Origin of the sequence: Streptosporangium roseum DSM 43021, assembly GCF_000024865.1 — a bacterium.
GTDB classification, from domain to species: Bacteria; Actinomycetota; Actinomycetes; order Streptosporangiales; family Streptosporangiaceae; genus Streptosporangium; species Streptosporangium roseum.
This window is the reverse complement of the sequence record NC_013595.1, coordinates 8,205,485-8,225,029: the sequence shown is the minus strand read 5'-3', so window position 1 is coordinate 8,225,029 and position 19,545 is coordinate 8,205,485. Positions and strand designations below refer to the sequence as shown.

General features: G+C 72.0%; 7 protein-coding genes. All 7 read left to right on the top strand.

Translation table 11 applies throughout. The annotated features are described in order from the left end of the window. The first annotated feature begins 7 nt into the window (after nucleotides 1–7). Nucleotides 8–2,629, top strand: coding sequence for a class III lanthionine synthetase LanKC (gene lanKC / locus SROS_RS35890; protein ID WP_012893854.1), 2,622 nt, complete (start codon nucleotides 8–10; stop codon nucleotides 2,627–2,629). 354 nt (nucleotides 2,630–2,983) lie between these two features. After that, nucleotides 2,984–4,846, top strand: a complete 1,863-nt coding sequence (locus SROS_RS35885; protein ID WP_012893853.1) for an ABC transporter ATP-binding protein — start codon at nucleotides 2,984–2,986, stop codon at nucleotides 4,844–4,846. Nucleotides 4,847–4,972: 126 nt separating this feature from the next. After that, nucleotides 4,973–6,055, top strand: coding sequence for a radical SAM protein (locus SROS_RS35880; protein WP_012893852.1), 1,083 nt, complete (start codon nucleotides 4,973–4,975; stop codon nucleotides 6,053–6,055). A 185-nt stretch (nucleotides 6,056–6,240) separates the two neighbouring features. Then, on the top strand, nucleotides 6,241–8,475 hold the full coding sequence (locus tag SROS_RS46455; RefSeq protein ID WP_012893851.1) for a histidine kinase: 2,235 nt from the start codon (nucleotides 6,241–6,243) through the stop codon (nucleotides 8,473–8,475). Between the two features lie 429 nt (nucleotides 8,476–8,904). Further along, nucleotides 8,905–12,012 (top strand): LamG-like jellyroll fold domain-containing protein, encoded by a 3,108-nt coding sequence (locus SROS_RS35870; RefSeq protein ID WP_245564401.1) that lies wholly within the window; start codon nucleotides 8,905–8,907, stop codon nucleotides 12,010–12,012. A gap of 277 nt (nucleotides 12,013–12,289) precedes the next feature. After that, the gene (locus tag SROS_RS35865) at nucleotides 12,290–18,385 is read left to right on the top strand and encodes an RHS repeat domain-containing protein (protein WP_245564784.1); all 6,096 of its coding nucleotides are present in this window, start codon (nucleotides 12,290–12,292) and stop codon (nucleotides 18,383–18,385) included. A gap of 242 nt (nucleotides 18,386–18,627) precedes the next feature. Then, nucleotides 18,628–19,281 carry a DUF4142 domain-containing protein gene (locus SROS_RS35860; RefSeq protein WP_012893848.1) on the top strand — a complete coding sequence of 218 codons (654 nt, stop codon included), beginning with the start codon at nucleotides 18,628–18,630 and terminating at the stop codon, nucleotides 19,279–19,281. The last annotated feature ends 264 nt before the right edge of the window (nucleotides 19,282–19,545 follow it).

The window sequence follows — 19,545 nt, the reverse complement described above, 5'->3', positions numbered from 1 at the left end:
CGACCAGATGAAAGAGACACTTCCCCAGTTGGTGGCCTACTGCCAGGCCGACCCGCTGTTCTTCGAGCCGGTCTGGCGCATACCGGACGACGGCAACCGCTTCCCCACGGCACGCCGGCCGCTCCCGAGCGGGTGGCGCGTCGGCGAGAGCGAGCTGTGGGTCGTGCTGCTCCCGCCCGACGCCGCGCTGCCGGAGCAGGGATGGAAGATCCACGTCTCGGCGACCGACGCCGACGCCGCCACCGTCTGCGACCTCGTGGTGGACTTCTGCGTCAGCCGGAACATCGCCGTCAAGTTCCTCAGAAGCAAGATGGCGATGCGGCTGCTCAACAACAAGTACGCCGATCGGGGGAGCAGCGGCAAGCTGATCACGCTGTACCCGGTCGACGAGGAACAGCTGAGCGAGGTGCTGCCGGCGCTGGCCGGAATCCTGCGGGACTTCACCGGCCCGTACATCCTCAGCGACCTCCGGTACGAGGACTCGCCGGTTTACGTGCGGTACGGCGCGTTCCAGCCGATGACCTACACGAAATCGGACGGCAGCCTGGGGTACGCGATCCGTACGCCCGACGGGCAGCTGGTGCCGGACAAGCGGACTCCGGCGTTCACCGTACCGGAATGGGTCTCCATCCCCGAGGTGCTGCGCGCGTCGGTCGCCAGGCACGGGGCGGGCAGCGAGGAGGAGTTTCCCTACCAGATCGAACGGGCGCTGCACTTCTCCAACGGCGGTGGGGTCTACCTCGCCCGCGACGGGGCGTCCGGAGGGTACGTGGTGCTGCTGGAGGCCCGGCCGCACGCGGGCCTGGACACCGGCGGCGTCGACGCGGTCGCCAGGCTGGCACACGAGCGCGACATCCTGGAGCGGCTGAGCGGCCTCGACTGCGTCCCCCGCCTGCTCGACCACCGGATGTTCTGGGAACACCATTTCCTGGTCGAGGAGTACATCGAGGGCAAGACCCTGATGGACGAGGTGTTCGAGCGCTACCCGCTGGTCAGCCCCGACCCGACCGCCGAGTCGCTGGCCTCGTACACCCGGTGGGCGACCGATGTCCTGGCGAAGGTCGACCACGCGCTCATGTCCGTCCACGCGAGGGGGGTGCGGTTCGCCGACCTGCACCCCGAGAACATCATCGTCCGCCCGGACGGACGCGTCGTACTGATCGACTTCGAGATCGCGTCCGACCTGACGGACCCGCGCCCCCCGGGCCTCGCCGCCGCGGGATTCGCCGCGCCGAAGGAGCTCTCCGGTCGCGAGGCCGACAACTACGTCCTGAACTGCCTGCGGCAGTGGGTGTTCCTCCCGATCAGCCCTCTCCAGGAGCGGGACCCGGTCAAGCTCGCCAGCCTCACCGACGTCATCACCGAGCACTTCCCGCTGCCGCCGGCGTTCGGACCGCGTCTGGTCCGGCAGTTCAGCGCGGTCAGGGGACCTCTCGGCGAGGACGGAGCGGCCCGGATGTTCACCGCCGGGGACCTCGACTGGCCGGCCGTCCGCGACTCGCTCGTGGCGGGAATCAACGCGAGCGCGACGCCCGATCGCCGGGACCGGCTCTTCCCGGGAGACCCGCAGCAGTTCGCGACCGGCGGGTTCACCGTGGCCAACGGCGCCGCCGGCGTGCTCTGGGCACTGCGGCAGGCCGGCGCCGCCGTACCGGACGACTACGTGGACTGGCTCGTCGCGGCCGCGCACCGGGCCCCCGACCCGCGCCCCGGCCTCCTGAACGGGCTGCACGGCGTGGCGGCGACGCTGGAGTCGCTCGGGCGTCGTGACGACGCGCTCGACATACTCGACCGGGCCCGGAAACTGCACGACGGCCTCGCGGTACCCGGCATACACGGCGGGCTGGCCGGAGCGGGCCTCAACCTCCTGCACTTCTCCGAGCTCACCGGAGACGAGGGGCTGCGCACCGAAGCCCTGGACATCGGCGAGAGGCTGGCCGCGGAACTCGGCGACGGCGACTCGGGGATGTTCGCGCCCCAGGGCCGCGTCGGCCTCGAGCACGGCCTGACCGGGGTCGCCTCCTACTTCCTCCGGCTGCACGACACCACCGGGGAGACCCGTCACCTCGACCTGGCCCGGCTGGCGCTGCAGCGTGAGATCGGCCGGGGCCAGGTGCTGCCGGACGGCGGTTTCTGCCTGCTGGAGAGCAACCGCTACCTCGCCTATCTCGGCACCGGCAGCGGCGGCCTGGCGCTGGTCCTGTCCCAGTACCTGGGCCGGCGTGCCGAGCCGGGTTTCGCGGACGTCGTCGACGGCGTCCGCCGCGCCTGCCGGGCGCCGTTCGTCCGTCACCCGTCCCTCCTCATGGGACGGGCGGGGACCATCGCGACTTTCCACCTACTGGGTAGGCCGGAAGACCGGCCCGTGCTCCGCGAGCACGTGCGCCGGCTCGGCTGGCACGCCCTCTTCTACCAGGGCCACCTGGCCTTCCCCGGCAACCAACTCATGCGGCTGTCCATGGACCTGGAAACGGGTTCGGCCGGAGTTCTCGTTGCCCTCAGCGTCGCGTTCAACCAGAGCGCGTCGGTTATCCCCGTCCTCGATCTGCGGTCTCCCGCATTCGAGGCGACCGAAAGGAAACAAGAAGATGGCTCAGATTCTCCAGCTCCAGACGCTCAACGCCTCTGAGGGCAAGGCGCACCCGTGCTCCAGCCTGGTCACCTCGTACAACGGCACGGCCTGCTACGTCTGCGTCTGATCGCTCCGGCGCCGGGGGGCGGTAACGCCTCCCGGCGCTGACCCTGGCCGAGCGTGTCTCGGCGCGCTCGGCCAGGGCCGGACGGCGGGAACGCCGGTGACCCCCGCGGTTCTCCCGTCCCGGGCGCCCCGCTCCGGACATCGGCGCCCTCGCGGTTCTCCCGTCCCCGGCACTCCCGCTCCGGATATCGGCGTCCCCGCGGTTCTCCCGTCCCCGGCACTCCCGCTCCGGACACCGGCGACCCCCGCAGTTCTCCCATCCCAGACATTCTTGCGAGGAACCCCGTGGACACGCAGCGCCTTCAGCCCGACGCCCCAGCGGCGGTGGCCGGGGCGGCCGAGCCTCGCGTTTCCCGACCCGGACGGCTGCCCCCTCGCGACGGCGGGACCTCCGCGCCGGTCCCCGCGCCGTCGGACCCGTCACCCGCCTGGCGCGTGCTGCTGCGCTACATGCGCCCGTCCTGGCGCTGGCTCGCCCTCGGCGGGCTGTTGAACCTGGTGTCCGGGGCGATCGGGCTGGCGCTTCCGCTCGCGGCCAAGCAGCTGGTCGACGACCTCGGCGCGGACCGGCCGCTGACCGACGTGCTGCTGCTGATGGGCGTCCTCGTCGTCGTGACCGCGGGGATCGGGCCACTGGGCGAGTACGTGCTGCGCCGTACCGGCGAGTCGATCGTGCTCACCGCCCGCCGCCGCCTGGTCTCCCACCTCCTGCGGCTGCGGATGTCCGCCGTCGACCAGGTCGAGCCCGGTGACCTGATGTCCCGAGTCACCTCCGACACCACCCTGCTGCGCCAGGTCACCACCGACTCGCTCGTCGGCACGGTCACCGGGGGTCTCACCATCCTCGCGACCATGACGATGATGGGCGTGCTCGACCCGGTGCTGCTGGCGGTCACGCTCGGCGTGCTGCTCCTCGCCGGGACGGTCGTCCGCGTGGTCATGCCGCGGGTGAGCCGGGCGAGCAGGGACATCCAGAAGTCGGTGGGAGCGATGGGCGCGGCCCTGGAGCGGATCCTCGGGGCGCTGCGCACCGTGAAGGCCTCCGGCGCCGAGCACCGCGAGGAGGCGGCCATCCACGGTGCCGCCGAGGAGTCGTGGCAGGCCAGCGTGCGTGCCGCCAAGTGGCTGGCGGTCGCCGGGCACACCGCCGAACTCGCCCTGCAGGTGGCCTTCTTCACCGTCCTCGCCGCGGGCGGGGCCCGGGTGGCCTCCGGGCTGATCGACGTGGGGACGCTGATCGCCTTCCTGATGTACGTGTTCACCCTGGTGCCGTCCCTTCAGGGACTCGTCGGCGCGGCCGGCCAGTACCAGATCGGGGCCGCGGCGGTCGCCCGCATCCAGGAGGCCGAGCGGCTGCCGTCCGAGCCGCAGAGGCCGGCCGCCGTGCTCCCCGCCCCCGGCGCGGCACCCGCCGAACTGCGGTTCCGCGACGTGCGCTTCCGCTATGCGCCCGACCTGCCGCCCGTCCATCGCGGGGTGACCTTCACCGTCCCGTCGCGGGGCATGACCGCTTTCGTCGGTCCCTCCGGCGCGGGCAAGACCACCCTCTTCTCCCTCATCGAGCGGTTCTACGAGCCGACCTCGGGGAGCGTCCTGCTCGACGGCCGTGACCTCGGCGACTGGGACCTCCCGGAGCTGCGGGCCGCGATCGGCTACGTCGAGCAGGACGCCCCCGTCCTGTCGGGCTCCCTCCGTGACAATCTCCTGCTCGGCGCCCCCGGAGCCACCGGCGAGGAGATCCGGCGGGTCCTGCGCACCGCCCGCCTCGACGACCTGGTGGCACGGCTGCCCAAGGGCCTGGACACCCTGGTCGGCCACCGGGGCACCAAGCTCTCCGGCGGAGAGCGCCAGCGCGTGGCCATCGCCCGCGCGCTCCTGCGCCGCCCGCGTCTCCTGCTGCTGGACGAGGCCACCTCGCAGCTCGACGCCGTCAACGAGGCGGCGCTGCGGGACACGGTCGCCGAGGCCGCCCGGACGACGACGGTGCTGGTCGTGGCGCACCGGCTGTCCACGGTCACCCTGGCCGACCGGATCGTCGTCATAGAGGCGGGCACGGTCCGGGCCGTCGGCACCCACGACGAACTGGTCGTCGCGGACCCGCTCTACGCCGAGCTCGCCGCCACCCAGTTTCTCACCGCCACCGGCTGATGCGCCGGGCGGGCACAGCCGGCCGGCCGCCGGCGACCTCACCCATCCGTCCACCGCGGGGACTCGTACGGAGTCCCTCACGTCCGCGGAGCCGGCCCCGGCCTGTCCCGCGTCAGGAGCGCCACCTTGAAAATACCCGATCGCCCGCTTGAGGTCGTCTGGGACATCACATACGCGTGCCCGCTGCGGTGTTCCCACTGCTACTCGGAATCCGGGCGCCGGCCGGCACGCCAGCTGGACCACGGCCAGATGCTCCGCGCCGCCGACGCCGTCATCGCGATGAAGCCGTACGGCGTCTGCATAGCCGGCGGTGAGCCCCTCCTTGTGAAGGGTGTCTTCGAGGTCATCGACCGGCTGTCCGCGGCGGGGATGGAGGTCTCGCTCTTCACGGGCGGCTGGTCGCTGCGCCCCGAGATGATCGACGACATCGTGCGGGGCTCCTTCCGGATGAACGTGAGCGTCGACGGGGCCACCGCGGAGGTGCACGACCGGATCCGCGGCCGGCGCGGATCGTTCGACCGGGCGATGAGCGCGCTGGCGCTCCTGGACACGGCCGCCCGGAAGCGGCGACTGTCCGGGGGGAGCCCCCTCGGCCTGGGGATCGACTGCGTCGTGGTCAGCAGCAACTTCCACCAGATCGAGGACTTCTGCACCGCCATCGCGCCCAGGTTCCCCGAACTGGAGTCCATCGCGTTCGGAGCGGTGATACCGGAGGGGCTCGCCAGCCGCGAGGGGTTCGCCCAGCACGAGCTGCTCTCCGACTCCCAGGTCGAACTGCTGGGAAACCCCGAGTACGGGGAACACCTGCGCTCCCTGGCGCCGCCGTCCGTGCGCGTGGCCACGACGGACAACCTGGCACTGCAGATGCATCCCGACCGTATCCGCGGCGGGTCGTTCTTCCCCGTCCTGCAGATCGAGCCGGACGGGGCCGCGCGGGCGATGGCCGCCTACGAGGGAACGGTCGGCAACGTGCTGACGGACTCCCCGGAGGAGCTGTGGCGGCGGGCCGTCGAACGCTGGCACGACCCGTTCGTGGTCGAGACGCTCGCGCCCGTGCGCACGATGGAGCAGTGGGCGGAGGCGACCCGGAAGATCGACTATCACTTCGGGTCCGAGGCCGATCGCGCGCGCATCGACCGCCGGCCGGAATTCGTCCCCACCGGCCCGGCCGCACGCGTGCCGCGCCAGGACTCCGCGCAGCGGCTCTGACCCGCGCAGACCCGGCAGCGGACGTGGTGGTGCCGGTAGTGCCCGCAGCGCCGCCTCCGGCGCGCCCCGCAGCCGACCGGCACGCAGATTGCATATCCGAAAGATGAGCGCAAAAATGCCATATTTCGGTCATTTGCTCTGTCGGGGTGAGAAGGCGCATGTCACAGCGGCACGGAGAAGACCGGATGTCGCGCTTCGCCCTGATGCCGACCCTGGTCTGCCTCACGCTGTACTGCCTCTTCCGGATCAGCGTGCTGGCGGCCGGGATGTCGTTCGGCAGCCCGCCCGACCTCGCGGTCGTGGTGGCGGGGGCGGTCCTCGTGGTCGTGCTGGGCGGCCTGTACCTGGCGGCCGTCCTGCGCCGCCTGCCACCGTGGGTTCTGGCCGTCCAGGTGCTGCTGGCCTTCGGCCCCTACGCGGTCTTCGGTGACGCCTGGGGGCCGGTCTCGGCGCTGCCGGCGGCGGCGCTGCCGCTCGCCCTCGCAGGCTGGGCCGGCTGGTCCGGCGCGGGGCTCGTGGTGGCCGGCGAGCTGGCGGTCAGGCTGCTCTGGCTGCCCTCGGGCGGCCTCGCCTACGCCCTGTGGGCGGCGCTCATCAGCGCCGCGCTCGGTCTGGGCTTCTTCGCGACCGCGCGCCTCGGCCACCTGGTGCGCGAGCTGGAAGCCACCCGTGCCGAGCACGCCTCGGCCGAGGTGGCCCGCGAGCGGCTGCGGATCGCGGGCGAGCTGCGCGCCTCGCTCGGCACGCGGCTGGCGGCCGTCATCGCGGCGGGCCGGAGCGCGGCGGACGACCCGGCCCGCTTCCCGCCGGCCGAGCTGGTGGAGGGGGCACGCCAGGCCCTGGACGCCGTCCGGTCGGTGGCCGACGACTACCGCGAGCACTCGCTGGCCGCGGAGGCGGAGTCGGCCGCGACGGTGCTGGCCGCGGCAGGGGTGCCGGCCACCACCGCCCTGGTCGCCGCCGACCGGCTGCCCGCACCGGTGGACGCGGCGCTGGCCGCCCTGCTGCGGCGGACGGTGATCGCCGCACTCCGCTCCGGCACCCCCTCCGGCTGCCGGATCGAGCTGGACGCTCAGGCCCGTTTCACGGTCGTGTTCACCGGCCTGCCCCCGGGGGCGCTGCGCGAGGCGGTCACGGGGACGGTGATCACGGGGACGGAGGTGGAGCTGGCCGAGGAGGGCGAGCGGGCCGAGGTGGTGGCGCGGGTCTCGCCGCCCGCGGGCCGGGTGCCCGCGCGCCGGCCGAAGCCGGTGGCCACGGTCCCCTGGCTGGCCTGGTGCGTCCTGCTCGTTCTGGAGATCGACCATCTCGGCACGGCGGCGCTGAGGCTGTTCGGCGCGCGGCAGCTCGCGCTCTCGGTGCCGAGCCCCGCGGAGCTCGCGGTGGCGGCCGTGGCCCTACCGGCGGTCGCCGTCCTGCAGCTCCATCACGTGCTGCCCAGACCCCCGGGCGTGCAGCCGCCGGCGTGGCGCGTGACGCTGGCCGCGCAGATCGGCCTGGTCGTGCTCGCGCTGGCCGCCGCCGGCGACATCACCCCGCTCCCCTACCTGGGCATGGTCGCCGGCGTCGTCCTCTTCCACGTGCGCGCTCCGCTGTCGTGGGGGCTGGCCGCGCTGCTGGCCTGCGGCGTCCCGGTGCTGCTGTACGGCGTGGAGGGCGTGGTCGGCAGCCCCTTCACCGTGCTGGGCGGCCTGCCCGCGGCCGCCATGACGTACGCGCTGTGCCGGCTGCCGGTCACCGCGGGCCAGGTGCGGCAGGCCCGCGAGGAACTGGCGCGCGTGACGGTGCTCAAGGAGCGGCTGCGGATCGCCAGGGACCTGCACGACCTGCTGGGCTTCCAGCTGTCGGCCGTCGTGGTCAAGGGCGAGCTCGCCGACCGGCTGGCCGGCGGTGCCCCCGGCGCGGCGCGGGTCCACCTGACGGAGGCGGTGGCGCTGGCCGAGCAGGCGCTGTCGTCGGTCCGCTCGGTCACCGGCGAGTCGGCGGGGCCGGCGTTCGGGCAGGAGGTCGAGGCCGCCCGCGCGATGCTGGCGGCCGCGGGGATCGAGGCACGGGTACGGCTCGGCGCCGCCCCCGGCGAGCCGGCCGCGATCGTGCTGCGCGAGGCGGTGACCAACGTCGTACGGCACGCGCGTGCCCGGGTGTGCGAGATCGAGACGGCGCCGGAGGCGGAGGGGACCGTACGGCTGCGCGTGTCCAACGACGGCGCACTGCCCCCGATCGCCGGCCGGCGGGGAACCGGCCTGCTCAACCTCGCCTCCCGCGCCCGGCAGGCCGGCGGGCACCTGAGCACGGAGCGCGACGGCGAGCGCTTCACGCTGACCGCCGTACTCCCCGCTGACGCCTCGGATCCCGCCTGCCTCGGCGGCGCTCCCGGTGGCGTCCAGCCGGCCGCCCGCGCCCCGATCGGTGACCGCTGAGGCGGGTGTCACCGGCCGTGCCGCAGGAGGGGCCGGTCCGCGCGGCCTCCTGCGGTCCGGCCCGTCGCTGGCAGTTTTCTTCAGACAAAAAAGTAATTCTGGCGAAATATGCCACAAGATCTGGACGGGCAGCTTTACCTGGGTGACAATCCGTTCGTCAATTGAAGATCATGGAGACGCCGGGCGGGCGTTGACCCGCGCGTCGTCCCAGCTCGACAACGGCGAGGGCTGATGCGCTTAGCTCGTGGGTTGGTCGTGGCGATGGTGGCGGGCGCGGTCGTGGCAGCGCCCGCCGATCACTTGGGCGCTGTCGCCGATGTGCGGCAACAGGGCGCGGACGCCGTCACACGACAGCGGAGCGCGGAACCCGCGGAGAAGCCGGCTCTCGCTCTCGCCCGCCGGACGGGGCAGCCGGTCGAGGTGGACGCGATGCGCACGGAGACGCGCCAGGTCTTCGCCAGACCGGACGGCACCTTCGTGCTGGAACAGCACGCGCGCCCGGTGCGCGTGCGCCAGGCGGGCCGGTGGGTGGCCGCGGACGCGACGCTCCGGCTCCGGCCCGACGGCGCGGTCGCCCCTGTCGCGACGGCGGTCGACCTGACGTTCTCGGGCGGTGGGAGCGCGCCGCTCGCCCGGATGGCGCGCGGCGGCAAGGCGCTGGAACTGGAGTGGCCGGGCGCGCTGCCGAAGCCGGCGCTGAGCGGTGACACCGCGACCTATCCCGAGGTGCTGCCGGGAGTGGATCTCCAGGTGAAGGCGGACGTCGACGGTTTCTCCCACCTCCTGGTGGTCAAGTCGCGGGCGGCGGCCGAGAACAAGGCCCTGGCCGAGCTGGGCTTCCCGCTGTCGGCCGACGGGCTGTCGATGAAGTCCACCAGGGGCGGCAACCTCGAGGCGGTCGACGCGAACGGCGGAACGATCTTCACTGCCTCGCCGCCGATGATGTGGGACTCGTCGGGGGCCTCGACCGCGCGCACGCTCGCCGCGGGGGAGGGCTCCCCGGCGGACGCCCGTCACGAGGTGATGGGCCTCGAACTCGCCGGCGGGAAGCTGCTGCTCAGGCCGGACCGGGACATGATCGAGGACCCGAGGACCAGGTTCCCGGTCTACCTCGACCCGTTCTTCTCGGCGGCCCGCGGCGCGTGGACGTCCGTCTGGAGCAACAATCCAAGCTCCAACTTCCTGAACGCCAACGACGTCGCCAGGGCGGGACACGTCCCCGGGCAGACCAACCGGTCGTTCTTCCAGATGAACACCGGCACGGCCATCCACGGCAAGCAGATCATCAAGGCGACGCTGCGGACATACGAGACGTGGTCCTACTCGTGCAGCGCGCGGAAGGTCGAGGCCTGGTCGACCAATCCGATCAGCAAGAGCACCACCTGGAACAAGCAGCCCACGTGGGCCAAACTCCTCGACACCGTGAACGTCGCGAAGGGCTGGGGGCCGGCCTGCCTGCCCGGCGGTGTCGAGTTCGACGTCACCAGCCAGGCCGTGGACGCCGCGGCGAAGAAGTGGCCCAACATGACCATCGGGCTCAGGGCCACGAACGAGTCGGACAACTACAGCTGGAAGAAGTTCAAGAACAACCCCAGCCTGGTGATCGAGTACAACTCGCTGCCCGCCGCGCCCGTCGCCGCCGACGCGTGGTCGGACCCGGGAGGCGGCTGTGTCGCCGGTGAGGGGCGGCCGACCATCGGCAGCACCACACCGAAGCTGTGGGCCAAGCTGCGTGACGCCGACAACTCGGTCAGGGGCCGGTTCGAGTGGTGGAACGCCGCCGGCACGAAGGTGGGCGAGCGTCTCACCGAGCCGCAGGGAACGGGCAGCGCCTTCTACGCGGACGTCCCGCAGGGCGCCTTCGGCGACGGCTCCGTGATCCGCTGGCGGGTCCGCGGCGAGGACGGCAGGGCCAGTAGCGCGTGGAGCCCCTGGTGCGAGGCGACCGTCGACGCCACCGCCCCCGGCAGGGAACCGGGGGTGACCTCGCCGGAGTACGCCGAGGGAGGCTGGAACGACGGCGTCGGCCGGGCCGGCTCCTTCACCTTCACCGCCAACGGCGTCGCCGACGTCGTCGGCTACGTCTACGGGCTGGACACCGCGCCCAAGGTGGAGGTCGCGGCCGGCCTGCAGGACGGGTCGGCGGCGATCCGGCTCACCCCCCGCCACGACGGCCCCAACGTGCTCTCGGTGCGCAGCAAGGACCGCGCGGGACACCAGGGCCCGATCCGCACCTACGTGTTCAACGTCAACGCGGGAACGGGCCCTGACGGGCACTGGGCGCTGGACGACGGGCAGGGCACCGGGGCCGCCGACCGCACGGGCGCCCACCAGGCCACCCTGTACGGCCCGGCCGGCTGGACCACCGGCAGGACCGGCCTGGGACTGCGGCTCGACGGCGCCGGCGGCCACGCGCGGACCACCGGCCCCGTCGTGTCCACCCTGAGCAACTTCACGGTCGCCGCCTGGGTGCGGTTGACCGGTGTCAACGCCACCGCGACCGCGGTCAGCCAGGACGGCGGGCGGACCGGCGGATTCTCCCTGCAGTACTCCAAGGCCGACAACCGCTGGGCGCTGGGCCGTACCGGCGCGGACGCCGACGGAGCGCCGGCCGTGCGCGCGCTGTCGGAGGCCGCGCCGAGGCTCGGCGAGTGGACCCACCTCACCGGCGTCTACGACGCAGCCGCGGAGACGCTGTCCCTGTACGTCAACGGGCGCCTGGAGTCGACGGTCCCGTTCACCCAGCCGTGGGACGCGACCGGGCCCCTGGCGATCGGCAGGGCGAAGGCCGACGGAGGGGCGGCGGAGTTCTGGCCGGGCGACATCGACGACGTCCGCGTCCACGGCCGGGCGATGTTCGGCGACGAGGTCGCCGACCTGGTGAACAGCGCCGCGACGTTGGTCGGGCACTGGAAACTGGACGAGGGGGCCGGTGCCGCCGCCGCCGACTCCTCCGGACGGGCCTCGGCGGCGGCGCTGGGCGGCGGCGCGTCCTGGACCGAAGGCTGGCTGGACGGCGCGCTCGCCCTCGACGGCACGGGCGGTTACGCGCAGGCCGCCGCTCCCGCGGTCGACACCAGAGCCGGATTCACCGTCGCCGCCTGGACCCAGCTCGACTACCTGCCCACCCGCGACGCGTCCGCCGTCTCCCAGGCCGGGAACAGGGCCAGTGGCTTCCAGCTCGGCTATGACAGGGAGCAGGGGCGGTGGGTCCTCGGCATGGCCGCCGCCGACACCGACACCACCGCGCTGGTGCGGACCCGGTCCGACGCCCTCCCGGTGCCGCTGGAGTGGGCCCACGTGGCCGGGGTCTACGACCCGCTCCAGGGCGAGCTGCGGGTCTACGTCAACGGACGGCTGTCGGACAGCACCGTCACCGATCACGTGAGCGCGTGGAACGCCGTCGGCCCCCTGCAGCTGGGCCGCGCCAAGAACGCGGGTGTCTTCACCGGTTACTGGCCGGGGACCGTCGACGACGTCCGCGCCTATGACGGGGTGCTGAGCGCCGAGCAGATCTCCCAGCTGGCCGCCCAGTAGGAACCTCCCAGCCGGTCACCCTTCAGCCCGACTCGTCCAACCAGTCACCCTTCAGCCCGACTCGTCCAGCCGGTCACCCCTCAGCCCGACTCGTCCAACCAGTCACCCCCCGTTCGACTCGTCCACAGATTGGGTGAAGTCAATGGATCTGCCACCCGAGCCAGCCCCTCCGGACTCTTACTGGAATCGTTTACTGAAACCCGTACGAAGGTCGCCGTGGCCCCGGCGGCTGGCGGCCACGCTGGCCGTCGTCGTCGTGGTGCCGCTGGTGCACGCGATGCCCGCGAGTGCCGCGCCACGCTCCGCCCCGGCCGTCCAGAAGGCGACCCCGGTCCGCGGGGAGCGGGTCCCCGTACTGCCGCAGGCGGCCGATCCGGCACAGAAACAGGCGTGGAAGGCGCCGCCGAGCACCGTCTGGCCGAAACCGCAGGCCGTCGAACTGGACGCGACCGGCGACACGCAGGCGCGGTCCCTGACAGCGGGCTTCCCCGTACGGCTCGCCACGCCGAAGGCGGCGGCCAGGGCGTCCGCTCCCGAGCGGGTCCGCGTCGAACTGCTCGACACCGCGCAGACGGGTCTGCTCGGCCTGGCGATGCGGGTGTCGCCGGGACAGGGCATAGCGGCGAAGTCCGGCAGGACGCGCCTGGAGATCGACTACTCCGGGTTCCGCCACGCCTTCGGCGGCGACTACGGCGCCAGGCTGCGGATGGTGCGGCTGGAGGAGTGCGCCCTGAACGCCGCCGCGGCCGGGACCACCTGTCCACGGCCGGAGCCGGTGCCTGGCGACAACGACACGAAGGCGGGCACGCTGACCGCCGAGGTCGACCTGCCCGCGCTGTACGCGGTGACGGCCGCGGCGGCGGGCCCGTCGGGCGACCACGCGGCCACCTCGCTCGCCCCCTCGGCCGACTGGAGCGTCGGCTCCCAGTCGGGCGACTTCGGCTGGAGCTACGAACTGCGGGCGCCACCGGCCCTGGGCGGCGACGAGCCGGAGATGTCGATCTCCTACTCCTCGCAGAGCGTGGACGGCCGCACCGCCTCCACCAACAACCAGCCGTCCTGGGTGGGCGAGGGTTTCGAGCTGAGCCCGGGTGGTTACGTCGAGCGCCGCTACAAGTCGTGCATGCTCGACGGCAAGAAGACCGGCGACCTGTGCTGGGACCAGGAGAACGCGACGCTGGTCCTCGGCGGCTCGTCCGTCGAACTGGTCAAGGACGCCACGACCAAGCAGTGGCGGCCCAAGCGCGACGACGGGACCCGCGTCGAGTATCTGAAGGGTGCCGTCAACGGCGACGACGACGGTGAGTACTGGCGCGTCACCACCGCCGACGGCACCCAGTACAGCTTCGGGCTCAACCGCCTGCCCGGATGGGCGTCGGGCAAGCCGGAGACAGCGTCCACCTGGACGACGCCGGTGTTCGGCAACAACAGCGGCGAGCCCTGCTACAAGAGCGACAGGACGGCCGCCTGGTGCCGGCAGGCGTACCGGTGGAACCTCGACCTCGCCGCCGACCCGCACGGCAACGCCACCACCTACTGGTACGAGGTCGAGAAGAACCACTACGGGCGGAACATGAAGCCCGAGCTGGGCACGGAGTACGTGCGCGGCGGATACCTCAGGCGCATCGACTACGGCTACCTGCAGGGTGAGCTGTTCACCAGGTCGCCCGCGGCCCAGGTCGTCTTCGACGTCGCCGAACGGTGCGTCCCCGGCGGGACGGTCACCTGCGCCACCGACCAGCTCAGGAAGGAGACGGCGGGTCACTGGCCCGACGTCCCCTTCGACCAGATCTGCGGATCGGGGGAGAAGTGCACCGACCGGCTGTCACCGACGTTCTTCTCCCGCAAGCGCCTGGCGAAGGTCACCACCCAGGTGGTGAACACCGACACGGCCAAGTGCTCCGGCAAGCCGTACTGCGCCGTCGACTCCTGGACGCTGACGCAGTCGTTCCCGGCGCCGGGTGACGGGCTCAGCCCCTCGCTCTGGCTGGCGTCCCTCCAGCAGAGCGGCCACGTGGGCGGCACGATCACGCTGCCGAAGATCACCTTCACCGGCGTCCAGCTCCCCAACAGGGTGGACGCGGACGAGGGCCGCGCGCCGCTCGTCAAGTGGCGGGTCCAGACGGTGAACAACGAGAGCGGCGGGGATCTCCGGGTCAACTACGCCCCCGCCGACTGCAGGCCGGGAGACCTGCCGGCCGCCGACCGCAACACCCGGCTCTGCTTCCCGCAGCGGTGGGCGCCGGAGAACGAGGGCGAGGTCACCGACTGGTTCCACAAGTACGTCGTGAAGCAGACCGTCGAGGTGGACCGGGTCGCCGGGTCGCCGTGGGTGGTCACCGACTACGAGTACCTCGACGGAGCCGCCTGGCGCTACGCCGACAACATCCTGGTGAAGCCCGAGCACCGCACCTGGGCGGACTGGCGCGGGTTCGGCAGGGTGCGCGTCCGCCAGGGCGACGGGCAGGACGGCAGGCGCACGCTCACCGAGTTCAGGTACTTCCGCGGCATGGACGGCGACCGCCTGGCCGACGGCTCCAAGCGCAGCGCGCAGGTCGTGGACTCCGAGGGCGGCAAGCTGGACGATCTCGACCACCTGGCCGGTTTCCAGCGGGAGGAGATCCTCTACGACGGCGACGGTGGAGCGATCCTGACCGCGTCGACGGACGAACCGTGGTCGCTGAAGACCGCCGAGTCGACGCAGGGCGGCGTCACCAAGGCCGCCCACATCGTCGAGGACAGGTCGATGGTCACCCGCACGGCCCTGGAGGGCGGCAAGTGGCGGCGGACCGGAGAGACCCGCTCCTACGACGAGCAGGGCCTGGTCACCCAGGTGGACGAGCAGAACGATCTGGCGACCGCCGACGACGACCAGTGCACGCGCTACACCTACGCCCGCAACGGCACGGCCTGGATGCTGGACTACACCAGCAGGATCCAGAAGGTCGCCGCGGGGTGCGGCACCGCCGTGGCCGGGCTGGCCGCCGATGACGTGATCTCCGACGAGCGGGTGCAGTACGACGGCAGGCCGTACGGCCAGGGGCCGGTCAAGGGCGACATCACCACGATCCAGGAGGTCGCGTCCGGAGACGGCGCGACCGTCACCAACTCCACCCTGACCTACGACGCCTACGGGCGCACGACCAGCGAGACCGACGCGGCCGGCACCAAGGTCACCACCACCTACACGCCGGCCGCCGGAGCCCCGGCGACCGAGATCAAGGAGACCAACCCCCTCGGGCACGAGGAACGCACCTTCCTCGAACCGGCCTGGGGTGAGCCGGTGGCCGAGATCGACGCCAACAACCGGCGCACCGACATGGAGCACGACGCGCTGGGCCGCCTCGTCAAGGTGTGGCAGGGCGACCGGAGCAGGGCGGCAGGCCAGTCGCCCAACACCGAGTACTCCTACCTGACGCGTACCGACGGGCCCAACGTCGTCACCACCAGGACCCTGCGGGCCGACGGCGGCTACACCACCAGCCACGAGCTCTACGACGGCCTGCTGCGCAGCCGGCAGACCCAGGAGCCCGCGCCGCGCGACGACCAGACGCAGGACCCCGCGCTGCGCGACGGGCGCACGATCACCGACACCTTCTACAACTCGCTCGGCGAGGTGGCCAGGAGCAACAGCGGCTACTTCAGCCCCGGCGAGCCGTCCACCGACCTGCTCGGCGTGGCGGACGCGGACGTGCCCAGCCAGATCGGCTACGTCTACGACGGGGTCGGCGAGGTCGGCGCCCAGACCTTCCGGGTCAAGGGCGTGGAGAAGTGGCGGGCCACGGCCGCGCAGCAGGGCGACCGGGTGCACATCACGCCTCCCCCCGGCGGCACCGCCGTCACCCGCATCGGCGACGCCGACGACCGGCTCATCGAGCTGCGGCAGTACAGGGGCGCCACGCCGACCGGCGAGTACGACGCGACCAAGTACACCTACGACGACGCTGGCCGGCTGGCCAGCGTGACCGACCCCGCCGGCAACGTGTGGCGGCACACCTACGACCTGCGCGGACGGGAGATCAGGACCGAGGACCCCGACAAGGGCGTCACCACGTTCACCTACAACGACGCCGACGAGATGCTCACCTCCACCGACGCCCGCGGCAGGACCCTCGCGTACGTCTACGACGCGCTGGGCCGCAAGCTGGAGACCCACGAGGGCTCCAAGGACGGCCCGCTGCTCGCGGAGTGGAAGTACGACGCGCTGGCCAAGGGGCATCTGAACGCCAGCATCCGCTACCTCGGCGGTGAGGCGTACAAGGCCGAGATCAACGTGATCGACGCCGAGTACCGCGCCCTGCGGCAGACCGTCACCGTCCCGGCGCGGGAAGGCAAGCTGGCCGGATCGTACGTGCTCAACTCCCGCTACACCCTCGACGACCAGATCCAGTCGGTCAGCTTCCCGGCCGCGGGCGGGCTGGAGGCGGAATCGGTCGTCTACACCTACGACGGGCTGGGCCAGCCGACCAAGGTCACCGGCCTGTCGTCGTACGTCACGGCCGCCCGCTACTCCAAGCTCGGCGAGACCCTGCAGTACGAGCTGAGCACGGGCGGCAGGAAGAGCTGGCTCACCTACACCCACGACGAGAGCACCCAGCGGCTGACCCGGACGCGGCTGGACCGCGAGTCCGCCCCGTCGGCCGACCTGGATCTCAACTACGCCTACGACCCCGCCGGCAACATCACCAGGATCACCGATACGGCGGGCGGCCAGCCGAGGGACACCCAGTGCTTCACCTACGACCATCTGCGCCGCCTGACCTCGGCGTGGACGGCCACCGACGACTGCGCGAGCGGTTCGCCGCGGTCGGACAGGATCGGCGGTGTGGCGCCGTACGCGACCAGCTACGCCTACGACGTCACCGGGAATCGGATCAAGGAGACTCGGCACGCGTTCGGCGGACGCCCGGAGTCCGTCCGCACCTCCACCTACCCCAAGGCCGGCGAGAAGCAGCCGCACGCCCTCCAGTCGGTGGGGACGGACACGTTCACCTACGACGCGGCGGGGAACACCACCGGGCGCAAGGTCGGAACCGCCGGCCAGACCCTGGTCTGGGACGCCGAGGGCAACCTGGAGTCGGTGGCCGAGGCGGGCAGGACCACCTCGTTCGTGTACGACGCCGACGGCGGCCGGCTGCTCCGCAAGACGCCGGCGGACTCGACGCTCTACATCGACGACATGGAGCTGCGGCTCGACAACGCCAAGGGCGTCGTCGAGTGCACCCGCTACTACACCGTCAACGGCGAGCCGGTGGCGGTGCGCACGCCCGACAACCAGGTCTACTTCCTGGCCTCCGACCACCAGGGCACGGCTCAGGCCGCCCTCAACGCCGGCAACGGCGACCTGGCGGTACGGAGGACGACGCCGTTCGGCGAGGATCGCGGCTCCCCGCCGCCGTGGTGGCCGGGCCAGCGCGGATTCGTCGGAGGCGTCAAGGACCAGACGACCGGGCTCGTCCAGCTCGGGGCCCGCGAGTACGACCCCGGGAACGGGCGGTTCCTGTCCGTCGACCCCGTCGTCGACGTGGAGGATCCGCAGCAGCTCAACGCCTACGCCTACGCCAACAACAGCCCCGTCACCATGAGCGACCCCGACGGGCAGCTCGTCTGGTTCGTCGTCGGGATCGCGGCCAGGATCGCGGCGCGGGCGCTGCTCAGGAAGCTCGCCCAGCAGGCGGCCAGGCGGGCCGCCATCCGCCTGGCCAGGCAGCGGGCCATCGCCCTGGCCAAGAAGAAAGCCGCCGAGGCGGCCAAGAGAAGGGCGCTCGCGGCGGCCAGGAAGAAAGCGGCGGAGGCGGCCAAGCGGAAGGCGAAGGAGCTCGCCAAGAGGAAGAAGGCGGAGGCGGCCAAGAAGAAGGCGGAGGAGATGCGCAGGAAGGCCGCCGAAGCGGCGCGCAAGCGCAGGGCCGCGAAGGCCGCGCGCCAGTCCAGGCAGGCCGCGAGGCGGACCAGGGCGCACGTGAGGAAGGTGACCGGCGGGCGCGTGACCAGGCTCCCGGCCAGGGCCTCCCGCCCGCGTCCCGCCAGCCGGCCGACCAGCCACAGGGCCGCCCAACGGCAGTCGCCACCCAAGGCGACCCGCTCGCCCGCCGTGAGGGAGGGGCAGGTGTACGGCAACAACGGCGTGTCACAGCCGACCCAGTCCGTCTCGGTGTTCCGCAACGGGAAGATGTACCCGGATGGAGCGCCACCGCCGAACATGTTGCGGCCCTCGGGCTCGGGGCGGGGTATCAGACAGGACTACAAGCCGCTGGAGCAGGAGCCTGGGCTGACGAGGCCGGGCTCCATCGCCGAGACCTCGGCCCGGACGGTCCGTTTCTTCGACCAGAGCGGGCTGGACGACCTCTTCGGCGGTCTCGGAGGGTTCTTCTGACCCGATCCGGAAGCCGGTGAGCAACCGGGCGGACGGTAGCGGGCCCTGGCGCACGATGGTGTGCCGGGGCCCGCTTTTCCTGTCGCCGCGACGGCGCCCGCGCGACAGCGTGCGGTCCGGGAACCGCCCGACGCCTTTCGGCGGACTTTAACAGCATTTTCACCTAAATACTGCTACATCAGTGAATATCGGTGCATATGTGGAGAAAGTCCTATTCCACTCGTGCGCTGATGGAGGATTCAATGATCCGAAGGATTATCGTCCTGCTGGCCGTCGCGGCCGTCACGCTGGGCGGCACCGCCGGAGCCGTCGCCGCTCAGCCGGATCTCAACGAGCAGGACAAGAAGTTTCTGGTGCAGTTGCATCGGGTCGATCTGACCGAGATCCAAGCGGGGAATCTCGCTCAACAGAGATCGACGGACCGGAGCATAAGCGACCTCGGGAAGATGCTGGTCGACGACCATACGAAGCTGGACGAGAGCGTACGGCAGGTGGCCCAGAAGGCCGAGGTGCCGCTGCCCGACAATCCGAATGCCAGCCAGCGCGAGGATCTCGCCGAGCTGTCGAGGCTGACCGGGCAGGTCTTCGACAACGTGTGGCTGGCTGCGATGATCAGCGGCCACCGCCAGACCCTCGAACGCCTGGACCAGGAGCTGAGCGAAGGTTCCTCTCCCGAGGTGAAGCAGCTCGCCGAGGACGCCAGGCCGGTGGTGCGGGAGCACCTGAACCTGCTCCGGAAAGCCCGTGGCGGCACCATGAGCCCCAGCCCCAGCCCCAGTGGCACCATGAGCCCCAGCCCGGGCGAGACCATGAGCCCCAGCCCGGGTGGCAGCATGGGCCCCGGTCATGAGGGAACCATGAGCCCCGCTCCCAGCCCCGGCGGCACCGGCGAGTGACGGGGCGGAGGAGGCAGGCGGTGGCGCGCCCGTGCGCGCCGCGCGCCGGCCGGGTCCGCCCGAGCCGTCCCGCCGCGGTCGCGCTCCCCGCTGCGAGCCGGAGCGAGCCGAAGCAAGATGGAGCGCGACGGAGCGAGCCGGAGCGAGACGGAGGAGAGGTGACGGACTGATCGAGTGATCGAGTGACCGACGGCAGGCGTAGATTTCACCTATTTCGCTATTACCTGAGATCTTTTCTGTGGAAGCCTTTCCGTCCGCGACAGG